We start from the raw sequence: 14,080 nt of genomic DNA, 5'->3' as shown, positions 1-14,080 counted from the left end.
GAAAGGATGAAACAAGTGAATATTTTTTATAACAAAGAAGGCATTGGAGATACATTATTAATCTTTTTACAAGATGGTAACATAGATTCTCGAACTTTTGAACGAAAAGGTGATGTTGTTCGTATCTATGATAGCGAAAGTAAGGAAACCTTAGGATATAATATATTTCATGCATCTTCTTACATATCTATTTCAGAAACGGGATCTATTACATTAACAGAAGAATTAGTGAACCATATTAATGCTATCTTTGAGAAAAATGGATGTACTGAAAAAATAGAAGCTGATTTTTCACCGAAGTTTGTTGTAGGGTATGTACAGGAAAAAGAACATCATCCAAATGCGGACAAGCTAAACATTTGTAAAGTTGATGTCGGCAATGAAATGCTGCAAATCGTATGCGGTGCACCAAATGTAGAAGCAGGGCAAAAGGTTGTTGTGGCAAAAATAGGAGCAGTTATGCCAAGCGGACTTGTTATTAAGGATGCTGAGCTTCGCGGTGTTGCATCATCAGGAATGATTTGTTCCGCCAGAGAGCTAGCCCTGCCGAATGCACCAGAGAAAAAAGGAATACTCGTCTTGGAAGATAGCTACGAAGTAGGTAAACCTTTCAAATTCTAAATCAAGCTAGTCAAGTCGGGAAAATGGACCGTTTTACAGGATTCTGCAATTGGTGGAGTTTCTGTGGCGGTCCATTTCATATAGTCTGTTTCCTTGACTATCCTGTAAGCTGATTGTGTGTTATTTTTTTCTATACTTTTTGATGAATACTGTTACAATAAAGGATGTTACTATTTGGGGAAAGAGTGGTAGTTCATGCTAGATTGGATGAAAAAGCTAATAAATAAAGAGGATCCTATTTCTGAGAATTCAAGTATGTTTGAAACTGAGCAAGTGGTTCAAATGGAAACAAGCAGAGAGTCATCCTCCTATCCGAACGGCAAGTTTCGATTTCCACTGATACATGATGATAAAGTCTTGCATCCTAATGCTGAAAGTAGGGCGGAAACTAGGAAGGTAGAGCAAAAAAGAGAGCAAAAATCACAAGTAGAAAAGCCAATTTCTAACATTAAACCGGACGTTCCTCCGTTACATGCATCGCATAAACAGGAGAGAGCTTCTGCCAAGCAGATCAAATCGAACGATGAAACAAGATCAAACGATGAAACAAAATCAAACCATACGATTCATAAGGTAGGGCGAACTCGAAAATCCTTTCAGCCTACGGAAACTGTTTCGCCTATTTTTGGATATAAACGACCAAACAAAAATTTATTGGAAAAACAACCGAGTGTGGATCTCGTTTTATCAACTGAACAAATGTCAGTTGTAGATGCTTGGCTTTATAAAAATGGATATCTTACTTTAGAAAAAACTGATGAGATGAACCAAGGCAATGATCTTACTAGTGAATTACATAATGATACTGATGAAATAGTAGAGAGAATAGAAACTCAGAAGATTGTGGAAGAACGAGAACAATTAGAAGCTGATATGATAAGAAGCGAAGCTACAGAAGAGCCAGAAGCAGAGCAGTCAATCATGGAGAGCGAAGCTACAGAAGAGCCAGAAGCAGAGCAACCGGTAATGGAGAGCGAAGCTATAGAAGAGCCAGAAGCAGAGCAGTCAATCATGGAGAGCGAAGCTACAGAAGAGCCAGAAGCAGAGCCGCCGGTGATAGAGAGCGAAGCTACAGAAGAACAAGAAGCAGAGCAACCAGTAATGGAGAGCGAAGCTACAGAAGAGCCAGAAGCAGAGCAACCGGTAATGGAGAGCGAAGCTATAGAAGAGCAGGAAGCAGAGCAGCCAATCATGGAGAGCGAAGCTATAGAAGAGCAGGAAGCAGAGCAGCCAATCATGGAGAGCGAAGCTACAGAAGAGCAGGAAGCAGAGCCGCCGGTGATAGAGAGCGAAGCTACAGAAGAACAAGAAGCAGAGCCGCCGGTAATGGAGAGCGAAGCTACAGAAGAGCCAGAAGCAGAGCAACCGGTAATGGAGAGCGAAGCTATAGAAGAGCAGGAAGCAGAGCAACCGGTAATAGAGAGCGAAGCTACAGAAGAGCAAGAAGTGATGGAAGCTGCAGAAGATCACGCGGTAGAGAGTGAAGCAGTGAGAAACTACGAAGAAGTAAAAGAAACGAAACGTGAAAAAAAGCGGTATGTTCCGTTCAATGTTGTTATGCTTCATCAAGATAAGAGGAAGCTTTCGGATTCTGTTCCTTCGGATTCTGCTCCTAATGTAAAATCTCCTTCCTATACATTTCCGTCTCTTGGTTTGTTAGAGGCACCAAATGTAGATATGGAAAAGGATGAAGAATGGCTTAGTGATCAGGAACAACTTCTAAATACTACATTTGATAACTTTCATATTGGTGCTAAGGTTGTTAATGTTACGCAAGGTCCGGCGGTTACACGATTTGAAGTACAACCTGACCCAGGAGTAAAGGTTAATAAAATTACAAATTTATCAGATGATATAAAGCTAAACTTGGCAGCAAGAGATATTCGAATTGAAGCACCCATACCTGGTAAGAACACAGTGGGAATTGAAGTTCCAAATAGACATAGTAAACCGGTATTTTTGCGAGAAATATTAAGAAGTTCAGTATTTACAAAAAGTGAATCTCCTATGACGGTAGCACTAGGTCTTGATATTTCTGGCATGCCTATCGTAACGGATTTACGAAAAATGCCGCACGGTTTAATTGCTGGGGCTACAGGTTCTGGAAAAAGTGTGTGTATTAATGCTATTTTAACTAGTATTTTGTACAAGGCATTGCCAGATGAAGTGAAGCTTTTGCTTATTGATCCAAAGATGGTAGAATTAGCTCCATATAATGACGTACCTCATCTTGTATCTCCAGTTATTACCGATGTTAAAGCGGCAACCGCTGCTTTAAAATGGGCAGTGGATGAAATGGAGCATCGCTATGAATTATTTGCTCATGCTGGAGCACGGGATCTAACACGTTATAATGACCTAGTGAACAGCTCATCTGCTGGGCAACCTCTTCCGTACATTGTCATTGTCATTGATGAGCTTGCTGATTTAATGATGGTGTCGCCAGCAGATGTGGAAGAAGCAATTTGTAGAATTGCCCAAAAGGCGAGAGCGTGCGGTATTCATTTACTCGTTGCAACCCAACGTCCATCTGTTGATGTTATTACAGGATTAATCAAAGCAAATATTCCAACTCGTTTGGCTTTTACGGTATCATCTCAAGTAGATTCTCGCACAATTATAGATATTAGTGGTGCAGAAAAACTTCTTGGAAGAGGAGATATGCTGTTTCTTGAAAATGGTACTTCGAAGCCTATCCGTTTGCAAGGTGTATATGTTTCTGATGATGAAATAGAGCGTACTGTAGGTCACGTAAGGAAAGAATTGAAGCCGCAATTTTTATTTAAACAAGATGACTTATTAGCAAAAGTAGAGCAGAATGAGAGCGGAGATGAGCTCTTTATAGATGCTTGTAAATTTGTTCTTGATCAGGGCGGGGCATCGACATCTTCATTGCAAAGGCGATTTCGAATCGGTTACAATAGAGCCGCACGTCTTATAGAAGAGATGGAATTGCAAGGGATTGTTTCGGAAAATCGTGGAACGAAGCCGCGAGATGTTCTTATTTCTGAAGAAGAACTAGAGGCTATGCAAGACTATAATTAGTTACCTAAGGAATAGGGAGTTTAGCGTATGAAAGAAATAGAATGGAAGCTACAAGGGAAAATCCCACGCCTGACCAACCATACATTTAAGTTCGATGAACGTGTAGGGGAAGGATGGTTTTCAGCAGTTTATTTTTTAAAAACACGTGAAATAATTAAAGAATTTCGACCTGGCTCAGTTGTGACGATGCAATTTTTTCAAAAAGAACATGCTGTTTTATGCGGAACAGACGAAGTTATTGCTTTGATTCAAACGTTTGCGGATCACCCTGAGGAGCTTGAGGTGAAATCGTTAAAGGATGGAGACAAAATAGCTCCGTTTGAGACGGTGCTGACAATTAAAGGTCCCTATGAATATTTCGGATTTTTAGAAGGGCTTATTGACGGTATTCTTGCCAGAAGAACTTCAGTAGCAACGAATGTGTATAATGTTGTGCAAGCTGCAAGAAGAGGCGGAGTAGAAAAGCCTGTCATCTTTATGGGGGATCGTGATGATCACTTTACCCAACAGGCTGGTGACGGATATGCTGCATTTATCGGAGGTACAACAGCGCAAGCTACACACGCCATGAATGAATGGTGGGGAAAGCAAGGAATGGGAACGATGCCGCATGCGCTTATCCAAATGTTTCAAGGTGACGTCGTAGGAGCAGCTGTGGCTTATCATAAAAAGTATCCAGAAGATGAATTAGTTGTGTTAATTGATTACAATAATGATGTAATTACTGATGCATTAAAGGTAGCAAGAGAATTTGGAAAAGAATTAAAAGGTGTTCGTGTCGATACTTCACGTACGATGATTGATCAGCACTTTATTCGTCATCCAGAACTTCTTGGAACATTTGATCCACGAGGGGTAAATCCTCCTCTCATATTCGCTCTTCGTAAAGCGCTAGATGATGAAGGATATCATCATGTGAAAATTGTTGTGAGCGGCGGCTTTGATCAAAAACGAATTAAAGAATTTGAAAAGCAAGGTGCTCCTGTTGATATGTATGGGGTAGGGAATAGTCTATTAAAAATTAACATTGGATTTACTGGAGATAATGTAGAATTGGATGGTAAGCCAGCTGCGAAGGCGGGACGTAAATATCGTCCGAATCCACGCCTAGAGCAAGTAAGTTTGCATAAGAGATAATTTACACATATAACGGTACACTTACTTAGGAGCATGATAGAGAATAATCTCTGTCATGTTTTCTTATCTCGTACAATACACTGTTTTTTGATATAATAGGTATGTTGTGTTTATGTAATAGATGTACCTTTTTTAATTGGCAGAAATCAAAATATTACCAAATCAACAAAGTCATCATATACTGTCTTTAGGTAGGTCATTGGATTAGTTACAGATGTTGGAGGTTCTTTAAAATGACAGTTTACCATTTTGTAGGGATTAAAGGCACTGGAATGAGTGCTCTTGCTCAAATCCTGCATGATATGAAGCATACCGTGCAAGGCTCGGATGTAGAAAAAACATTTTTTACGCAAGCAGAATTGGAAAAGCGTGGGATTTCAATTCTTCCTTTTAACAAAACGAATATTCAAGAGGGACAAGTGGTTATTGCTGGAAATGCATTTCCTGATACACATGAAGAAATCGAAGAAGCGATAAGGTTAAACTTGCCTATACACCGATATCACCATTTTTTAGGTGACCTAATGAATAACTATATTAGTGTTGCTGTTTCCGGCGCGCATGGAAAAACATCAACAACTGGTCTATTGTCTCATGTTATGCGCGGAGCATACCCAACCTCTTTTTTAATTGGGGACGGAACAGGATCTGGCGTGCAAGATAGTAAATACTTTGTGTTTGAAGCATGTGAATATCGCAGACACTTTTTATCTTATCATCCTGACTATGCAATTATGACAAATATTGATTTTGATCATCCTGACTATTTCAAAGATATTCATGATGTTTTTAGCGCATTTCAAACGATGGCATTACAAGTGAAGAAAGGTATTATTGCTTGTGGTGATGATGAACAATTACAAAAAATACAAGCTAAAGTACCAGTTATTTTTTATGGTTTTGGTGATGATAATGACTTCCAAGCTCGTAATGTAAAACGATTGACAGATGGATGTACGTTTGATGTATTTGTACGTAATACATTTTATGGAACATTCCGTATAAATGGCTATGGTAAACATAGTGTATTAAATGCACTCGCTGTTATCGCACTTTGTCATTATGAAGACATTGATGTAAATATTGTTAAAGAGCGTCTTGAAACATTTGCAGGAGTGAAACGTCGCTTTAGTCAGAAGGTAATGGGAAATCAAATCGTTATTGATGACTATGCACATCATCCAACGGAAATTACGGCAACTATTGATGCTGCACGGCAAAAATTTCCTGATCGCGAGATTGTAGCTATATTCCAGCCGCATACGTTTTCAAGAACAAAGAAATTTTTATCAGAATTTGCGGAAAGCCTCCAAAAGGCAGATCAAGTATATCTATGTGATATTTTCGGTTCAGCAAGGGAAAATCAAGGAGAATTATCAATCCAAGATTTACAGAAGCGTATTGCTGGAGCGAAAATGTTGCCTCTTGCGAATACTGAAATTCTAAAGCAACATGAGAATGCTGTTTTAATTTTTATGGGTGCTGGAGATATACAAAAGTTTGAAAAGGCCTATCAAGAGGCTAAGGTGAAATAAAGGGAAACTTTCCTAAGAAAATAAGAAATACAAAAAAGGATGCGAGAATCGCATCCTTTTTTAGTGAAACGTAATATTTTTATTTCAAATTTTCAGGATTTAATGCTTCCAGTTCTGATAATACAAATAGACCGTTTTTACGAATGAGAACATCATCGAAATAGATTTCTCCGCCGTTATAATCAGGACGCTGGATGCATACTAAATCCCAGTGAATATTGGATTTATTGCCATTGTATGCTTCATCGTAGGCTTGTCCTGGGGTAAAGTGGAAGCTTCCTTGAATTTTTTCGTCAAATAAAATATCGCCCATTGGATGTAAAATGTATGGGTTCACACCGATTGCAAATTCACCTATGTAGCGAGCTCCTTCATCTGTGTCAAAAATTTGGTTAATGCGTTCTGTATTGTTTGCTGTCGCTTCTATAATTTTTCCATCTTTAAATGTAAGCTTTACATTTTCAAATAAAAATCCATTGTATGGAGAAGGTGTATTATAGGAAATTGTGCCATTTACAGAGTTTTTAACAGGCGCTGTATAAACTTCTCCATCAGGAATATTTGCCTCTCCGGCACATTTAATAGCTGGAATATCTTTAATTGAGAATGTTAAGTCAGTTCCTGGTCCTGTGATGTGGACTTTGTCTGTTTTGTTCATAAGAGTTTGCAGACTGTCCATTGCATCGTTCATCTTGCTATAGTCTAGATTGCACACATTAAAGTAGAAATCTTCAAATGCTTCTGTGCTCATTTTTGCAAGCTGTGCCATTGAGGAAGTTGGATAGCGAAGCACGACCCATTTTGTTTTTGGAACACGTATTTCACCGTGAACCTTTTTACCAACTGTTTTTCCTTGAATTTTCATTTTTTCACTTGGTACGTCTGCTTGTTCATTAATATTGTCGCCAGAGCGAAGACCAATGTATGCGTCCATTTCTTTCATGACATTTGCTTCAAAGGCAGCAATTTGTTCATAATGCTCTTCTGTAGCACCTAACAGCAAAGCACGGTCTACTTGCTGGTCTTTTAAAGATACAAATGGAAAGCCGCCTGCTTTATAGGCTTCTTTCACAAGGGCTGTTACCAATTCTCGTTGCAGGCCAAAATTTTCAATTAGTACTTTTTCCCCTTTTTCAAGCTTTACAGAATAGTTAATTAAATTGTAAGCTAATTTTTCTATACGCGGATCTTTCATAGCACGTACCCTCCTTTTTCTTTACGTAACTATTGTAACCCAATTCTGACTATTTGTTTACTCTGAGGATAGGTAAGCCTTAGCCTTTACGATTTTAGGGTGAAAATAAGGTAGTATTAGTATACCAACTTGTTACGTTGTATAATAATATAAAAATGGGTTAAAGGAGTGAATCATATGCAAATCCTGTTATACATAAGTGTTGCTATCATTGCAGTTGCATTTGCTGTTTTAGTTGTATATATAAGTAACACCCTCGTATCACTCAAAAAGACACTTGAAAATCTTGCAAGCACGACAGCTTCTTTAGAAAAACAGCTGCAAGGTATAACAAATGAAACGGAGCAATTATTACATAAAACAAATGAACTTGCAGAGGATATCGGAAAAAAATCACAATCTATACAAAAAGTTGTAGAGTCAGTTGAAGAGGTTGGTACGACCATATCTACTATAAATGAAAAAGTACGTAGTATTACAACTTCGGTTACAAGTCAAGCAGAACGTAATACGGGTAAGGTTGTGCAAGTCATGCAATGGGGCAGTGCGGTTTTGGAAGTATATGATCGTCTTCGTAGTAAAAAACGGGAAGAGGAAACAAAGCAGGAAACAAAGCAAGAAAAAAAGCATGGAAGACTTCGAGTCCGAGCTAAGGGTGAATAATATGATTCAATTACAAACGGAAGATCAATTAGATGAACTTGCAGGAATGCAATCTTGCCTTGTTTTTAAGCATAGTTTAACATGTCCAATTAGTAAAGGTGCATTTGAACAATTTAAAGCTTATATGGAAGAACAACAAAGTATTCCAGCTTACTATTTGTATATACAAGAATCAAGACCATTATCAGATCTAATAGCACAGCGTTTCGAAATACGTCATGAGTCTCCACAGGTGCTATATATTCGTAATGGGAATGTAATATGGAGTGAATCTCACTGGAATATTACTAAGAAATCCTTGCAAGAGCATATTAGTTAATGGATAGGATTGGGCCGATAAGTGTCTGATCCTTCCAAATTATGAAAACGATATCATATTATTTTTAAAGAATAGGTAAAGAGAGTGACATCTATATGTTTATCGGATATAATGATGGAATCCAAAGTAGTTTTATGTGAAAAATCCTCTATATAAAGATAAGATTTCCACTGCTAAGAATTTGTAATCTAGCGTTAAACGAATGTAGACGGGGAAATAGATACGAAAGTGTGGCAATTTTGTTTTTTATAATGAAATTATAGAATTTTTTCATACAATTGAGGGAAGATATTGTCTGAATATGTACATGTATCGTATGATAATAAAGACGTGTAAGAATTAATAACATTCCATCCTATTGATGTTTTTTTATATATCTATATTTTATACATACTTATCAATTCAGTAAGGAAAAGGAGCGAGAATCTATGAACGTAACTATATATGATGTAGCGCGCGAAGCAAATGTTTCCATGGCGACCGTTTCACGTGTGGTGAATGGAAATCCCAATGTAAAGCCGACAACTAGAAAAAAAGTGTTGGAAGCGATTGAACGATTAGGCTATCGTCCGAATGCGGTTGCAAGAGGACTTGCAAGTAAAAAAACAACAACTGTCGGTGTTATTATTCCCGATATTTCAAGTATTTTTTATGCGGAGCTTGCTCGTGGGATTGAAGATATTGCCACGATGTACAAGTACAATATTATTTTAAGTAACTCCGATCAAAATAAAGATAAAGAAATGCATTTATTGAATACAATGCTAGGAAAGCAAGTTGATGGGATTGTATTTATGAGTGAAAATATTACAGATGAGCATGTAAAAGAGTTTGAAAAGTCACCTGTTCCGATTGTACTTGCATCTTCATTTGATGAGCAAGGTCTGATACCGTCAGTTAATATCAATTATGAACAAGCTGCTTATGATGCAGTGTCCTATTTGCTAGGAAAACAGCATACAAATGTAGCTTTTATTTCGGGATCTGTTGATCATGCAAAGGCTGAAAATAAAAAATTAGATGGCTATAAACGTGCTCTTCAAGAGGCTGGAATAACGTACAATCCTGATTTAGTTTTGGAAGGCGATTTCACTTATGATTCTGGAATTGAAGCATTTGAAAAGCTATGGGAAAGTGATACGAAACCAACTGCCATTTTTGTATCTTCTGATGAAATGGCATTAGGGGTTATTCACGGTGCACAGGACAACGGTATTCATATTCCAGATGATGTTGAAGTGATCGGATTCGATAACACTCGTTTAGCTATGATGGTACGCCCGCAATTAACGACAGTTGTACAACCTATGTATGATATCGGTGCTGTTTCAATGCGACTTTTAACGAAGTTTATGAATAAAGAGAATGTAGAGGATACTACGGTCATCCTTCCACACCGGATTCAATTCCGTAATACAACAAAATAATCGTTATTGATAATAGCATAGGCAAGTAAAAGGGTATCCCTAATAGAAAATGGGGTACCCTTTTTTCGTTTGGGATAAATTGTGTAGATCCTACAAAGTGATATCAAATCTTTCATCTCTTACGCAGTAGGCTGTATGCTCGGATGTTATTCATTAGACCAAGAAGGCCTAGTCTTCGCAGGTGGGGAGTTTGATGAAAGTAAATTTAAAACTTTTAAAACTGGTTTCGATAATGTGATGTATTCATCGTTATTTCTTAAAAGATTTCTTTAAAGATAATCATGTGAAGACTTATCAAAAGCGTCCAGTTTATGGGTTGTTTGATAGTGAGAAGAATGATGGAGTGAAAGTGAACTATGCAAAATTCCAAAATGTTGAGTTACCTCAAGGTGAAGGGAAGAAACCGCACAAAGCTAATTTATTAGCTAAAATATGAGAATAATGTTATCAAATAAAATTATTCTCTATAGAAACGTATCTAAGATGTTAGTAGAATGCACAGATACTTCTAGGCGTCCCTCCTTTTATTGACTAATATTAGCAGGACATGATAACTTAATTTTATCAGTTATACTAACGGACATGAAAAATCATACCGAAAGTAGGTGTAATACATGGCCATACGTAAAGAAGAATTATATCAGTTGATTGACTGTCTTGACCAGCAAGATGAAAAAGCTGCATTTGACTTTTTGGAATTTCTTGTTCAACGTTCGAAAAAGAAAATGAAAGATTGGGAAAAGATTGATATGTCGCATCCGGATCACGAACCATTATCTAAACAAGAATTAGAACAGCTAAATAGTAAAGAAGGATATGTATCAGGGGAGGATGCAAAGCGTGAGTTCGGACTACAAGTTGATTTACCATAAGTCCGCCGTGAAATTTATTGCCAAATAAGAGAAAGCGATTCAAGAGCGAATTGCTGATGGACTGAAAGGACTCCTCGAAATTCCTCCTGAAGGAGATATAAAAAGTATAAAAGGATACACTGATTTATATCGATTGAGAGTTGGAACTTTTCGTATTTTATTTGAAATCAATCATGATGAGAAAGTAATTTATATACAAGCGATTGGAAATCGTGGCGATATCTATAAATGATATTCTTGAAAAAAATACTTGCTATGGTGCTTCAAAGAATGAATAAGGTTGAAAATGGTTTAGTCTCATGGGCTAAACCATTTTTTTAGAGGTGGTATATATGAATGTAAAAGAAATCAAGCGTGTCTTACAAGAGACATATAATAAAGAGATAATCGAAGGAAAACAGTGTCATATCGCCTTTTGGCATGATAAAGCAGGTGAATTTATGGAAGCGATTGACGAGTTGCTCGCGGTAAGACGGGATTAATTGGTACATACAAGTTAGAAACAGAAGCTGTAAGCAAGCCGATTCCACTTTTCGAGAGATCCAGCTTTTTCGGCTAGCTCCTTCCAGCCAGAGAACCTCCTCCCCAGAAGGCAAAAAGCGCCTTCAAGGTCGGAGAACCTCTGACTTCCGGAGCTGACCAAGCCGAAAAAGCTTTTCTTTAATACACCGAGGTTTTCATGTTGTTTCGTATGATGGATAGTGCTTTTGCTACGGTTAGGTAATTTTTTTCTTCGATTTCTTTTTTACGTGGTATGGGCTTGTACATATCTGCTTGGTCTTCCCATTCGGTTACAAGTGGGAGACCAGCTTTATCATTCCATTCTTTAATCCATTCAGGTGGTAATGTTCCTGTTAGTCTTTGGATGTTGTTCATTTCAAGCCAGACAAGGGACCATGCTCTTGGTACGACGCGCCAAATGTCATAGCCTCCACCACCTACGGCTATCCACCGTCCATCGCAAAATTCATGGGCAACTTCGTGTGCAATTTTCGGTATTTCTTTATAAATTTCAATCGTTGAGCAAAGATGAGTGAGCGGATCATAGTAATGTGCGTCTGCGCCATTTTGTGTTAAGATGACGTCTGGTTTAAAGTATGCCGCAACCTCTCGGAGCATGGTGCGATATGCATATAGGAAGGATTCATCCTCTGTAAATGCATCCAATGGAATGTTAAAGGAATAGCCATAGCCTGTACCTTGCCCTCGTTCGTTCACAGCACCTGTACCTGGAAATAGGTAGCGGCCTGTTTCGTGAAGCGAAAGTGTGCATACGGTAGGATCATCGTAGAAGGACCATTGTACCCCATCCCCATGGTGTGCATCTGTGTCCACATACAAAACGCGAAGACCATATTTTTCCTGCATGTATTTAATAGCAATGGCACTATCATTATATATGCAAAAGCCGGAAGCCTTACCTTTAAAACCGTGATGCAATCCTCCGCCTAAATTGAGGGCATGCTCTGCTTTTCCTTCCATAACATAATCAACTGCTGTTAATGTTCCTCCAACAAGTAAGGCACTTGCCTCATGCATGCCCTGAAATATCGGTGTATCTTCTGTGCCGATATTGTATTGCAATGCTTCTTGCTCACTTAGTTTTCCTTCCCCTGCTTGTTTCACTGCGTTGATATATTTTTCATCGTGAATGAGCGCAATTTCTTCATCCGTAGCCATACGAGGCGGACGGATTTGTGATTCACGAATGAATCCCCCTTTGCTTAATAAATCAAACACAAGCTTCACTCGCAGCTGGTTGAAAGGATGTTCTCGATTAAAACGGTAGCCTTGAAACTTTTCTGTGTATATGAATACAGAATCCATTAGGAAATACCTGCAATACTAGGCCATAGTACTTCATAGCCTTCTTCTCGAATAACTTCAATAATTCTAAGGGGATTCATCGTTTGAATACGAAATACTAACACTTTATGCTCATCTTTATCGGGATAGACAAGGATGGTAATAATGTTAATTCCTTCTTTTGCAAAGATGGAAACGACTTTACTTAAAACGCCGGGTTCATTAGATACCCGTACTTCAATTTGTGAACCGGGTTGATAAGCACCTGTTAATTCGACGAGTGTATGCAGTACGTTGGTTTCGGTTATGATTCCAACGAGCTTTCCCTCTTTTGTTACAGGAAGACAGCCAATTTTATTATCATAAAATATCGTTGCAATTTCTTCAACAAAATCAAGAGGGTGGCATGTGATGACATGTTTTGTCATGATGCGCTCAATGGGTTGTTGAAGCGAATCCATGGAAACAGGATTATCAAGTATGGAAGGACATGCGTCGCGAACGTCTCGATCTGAAATAAGCCCCACTAATTCGTGCTCATTATTTACGATAGGAATATGGCGAATACCCTTTTCTGTCAGTGTTCTTAGTGCTTTTTCAATCGTGTCTTCAGGAAACAGTGTAGTAGTGTTACGATTCATAACCTCTTCAACAATCATTTGTTTGCCTCCTTTTAATACATAAAGCGATTTTGAAACCGAATTCGATCAAACGCGGCAATAGAGTCCTGATCTACACGTTTGCCAATACGAACCATAAGACAATTCGCTGGATGGGAGCAAATTTCTGGATCATCCGTTGCCATCCAAACGAGTTCACCTGCACTCATCATTTTTTCCATTATTTTTCGGTATTCCCATACATTTAGTCCGGTTCCTTGTAAATCCCAATGCCAATAATATTCTGTTGTAATAATAATATAGTCTTCCATATTATCATCAAGCATGGCAATTTGAAGCATTGTTGTGCCTACTGAATATCCTCGGAATTCTGGTATTACTTCAATGGCCCCAAGTTCGATTAGATTTTCTAAATGTCCTTCAGACCATCGTTCTAATGGGTCTGGGTATAAATATGTCGTATATCCAACAATTGTTTGCTCAAGACGAGCAATAATAAGTCGTGCTTCTGGCAGTTTTGATATTTCAAGAATGGCTTCATATTGTTGGTCAGGAGGTCGAAATGCTACCAAATTTTTATGAAACTTGTAGGTTTCTAGATGTTGTGTGGGTACAGGTCCTTCTATGATGAGAGGTCCTTCCGGAGTATGGATTGTCCTGGCATGATAAACTTTATTATGAATCAATTTGTTTCACCACCTCAATCTGAATTTTCTTAATCTTACCTTCATAGTAGCGTATAATAGGCGTACTGTGAATGAAAACGTTTCTAAAAATTTGCATAAACCCAAGAAAAGTTACTGAAAATTTTAAATAGTGAAGTATAATAGGTAATAGAGT

At 38.1% G+C, this 14,080-nt stretch carries 14 protein-coding genes and 1 pseudogene; 11 read left to right on the top strand and 4 right to left on the bottom strand.

The window, feature by feature from the left end:
- Positions 1-6 precede the first annotated feature (6 nt).
- From ytpR to murC, 4 genes are all read left to right on the top strand, one after another.
- Positions 7-621 carry a YtpR family tRNA-binding protein gene (gene ytpR, locus ACM5BR_RS10255; RefSeq protein ID WP_416827738.1) on the top strand — a complete coding sequence of 205 codons (615 nt, stop codon included), beginning with the start codon at positions 7-9 and terminating at the stop codon, positions 619-621.
- A 195-nt stretch (positions 622-816) separates the two neighbouring features.
- Complete coding sequence (locus ACM5BR_RS10250) at positions 817-3,666, top strand: DNA translocase FtsK (protein ID WP_416827737.1); 2,850 nt, start codon at positions 817-819, stop codon at positions 3,664-3,666.
- A gap of 27 nt (positions 3,667-3,693) precedes the next feature.
- Entirely contained in the window at positions 3,694-4,803 is a 1,110-nt protein-coding gene (locus ACM5BR_RS10245) for a nicotinate phosphoribosyltransferase (RefSeq protein ID WP_416827736.1), read from the top strand.
- 233 nt (positions 4,804-5,036) lie between these two features.
- Positions 5,037-6,338, top strand: coding sequence for a UDP-N-acetylmuramate--L-alanine ligase (gene murC, locus ACM5BR_RS10240; RefSeq protein WP_416827735.1), 1,302 nt, complete (start codon positions 5,037-5,039; stop codon positions 6,336-6,338).
- Between the two features lie 79 nt (positions 6,339-6,417).
- Here the strand turns inward: murC and ACM5BR_RS10235 are convergent, their stop codons facing one another.
- Positions 6,418-7,533 (bottom strand): aminopeptidase, encoded by a 1,116-nt coding sequence (locus ACM5BR_RS10235; protein WP_416827734.1) that lies wholly within the window; start codon positions 7,531-7,533, stop codon positions 6,418-6,420.
- A 177-nt stretch (positions 7,534-7,710) separates the two neighbouring features.
- On the opposite strand from ACM5BR_RS10235, the gene ACM5BR_RS10230 reads away from it, so the two are divergent.
- From ACM5BR_RS10230 to ACM5BR_RS10200, 7 genes and pseudogenes are all read left to right on the top strand, one after another.
- A complete protein-coding gene (locus ACM5BR_RS10230; RefSeq protein ID WP_416827733.1) occupies positions 7,711-8,196 on the top strand; it encodes a DUF948 domain-containing protein in 486 nt (161 codons plus the stop codon).
- 1 nt (position 8,197) lies between these two features.
- Complete coding sequence (gene ytxJ / locus ACM5BR_RS10225) at positions 8,198-8,515, top strand: bacillithiol system redox-active protein YtxJ (RefSeq protein ID WP_416827732.1); 318 nt, start codon at positions 8,198-8,200, stop codon at positions 8,513-8,515.
- A gap of 428 nt (positions 8,516-8,943) precedes the next feature.
- On the top strand, positions 8,944-9,942 hold the full coding sequence (gene ccpA / locus ACM5BR_RS10220) for a catabolite control protein A (RefSeq protein WP_416827731.1): 999 nt from the start codon (positions 8,944-8,946) through the stop codon (positions 9,940-9,942).
- A 93-nt stretch (positions 9,943-10,035) separates the two neighbouring features.
- Positions 10,036-10,378: pseudogene (locus ACM5BR_RS10215) on the top strand (hypothetical protein); the annotation flags it as partial.
- Positions 10,379-10,556: 178 nt separating this feature from the next.
- Positions 10,557-10,814, top strand: coding sequence for a hypothetical protein (locus ACM5BR_RS10210; protein WP_416827730.1), 258 nt, complete (start codon positions 10,557-10,559; stop codon positions 10,812-10,814).
- A 37-nt stretch (positions 10,815-10,851) separates the two neighbouring features.
- Positions 10,852-11,046, top strand: a complete 195-nt coding sequence (locus ACM5BR_RS10205) for a type II toxin-antitoxin system RelE family toxin (protein WP_416827888.1) — start codon at positions 10,852-10,854, stop codon at positions 11,044-11,046.
- Positions 11,047-11,146: 100 nt separating this feature from the next.
- The gene (locus ACM5BR_RS10200; RefSeq protein ID WP_416827729.1) at positions 11,147-11,296 is read left to right on the top strand and encodes a hypothetical protein; all 150 of its coding nucleotides are present in this window, start codon (positions 11,147-11,149) and stop codon (positions 11,294-11,296) included.
- Positions 11,297-11,474: 178 nt separating this feature from the next.
- On the opposite strand, the gene ACM5BR_RS10195 is transcribed toward ACM5BR_RS10200, so the two are convergent.
- The 3 genes from ACM5BR_RS10195 to ACM5BR_RS10185 are packed head-to-tail and all read right to left on the bottom strand — an operon-like array spanning position 11,475 to position 13,926.
- Positions 11,475-12,641 (bottom strand): acetoin utilization protein AcuC, encoded by a 1,167-nt coding sequence (locus ACM5BR_RS10195; protein ID WP_416827728.1) that lies wholly within the window; start codon positions 12,639-12,641, stop codon positions 11,475-11,477.
- On the bottom strand, positions 12,641-13,279 hold the full coding sequence (locus ACM5BR_RS10190) for an acetoin utilization AcuB family protein (RefSeq protein WP_416827727.1): 639 nt from the start codon (positions 13,277-13,279) through the stop codon (positions 12,641-12,643). The genes ACM5BR_RS10195 and ACM5BR_RS10190 overlap by 1 nt, the downstream gene beginning before the upstream one ends.
- A gap of 14 nt (positions 13,280-13,293) precedes the next feature.
- The gene (locus tag ACM5BR_RS10185) at positions 13,294-13,926 is read right to left on the bottom strand and encodes a GNAT family N-acetyltransferase (protein ID WP_416827726.1); all 633 of its coding nucleotides are present in this window, start codon (positions 13,924-13,926) and stop codon (positions 13,294-13,296) included.
- Positions 13,927-14,080: the final 154 nt, after the last annotated feature.

The organism is Ectobacillus polymachus, from assembly GCF_048159605.1.
In the GTDB taxonomy this organism is placed as follows: Bacteria; Bacillota; Bacilli; order Bacillales; family Bacillaceae_G; genus Ectobacillus; species Ectobacillus polymachus.
The sequence above is the reverse complement of the archived record's forward strand: the minus strand, read 5'-3'. Positions and strand labels throughout refer to the sequence as shown.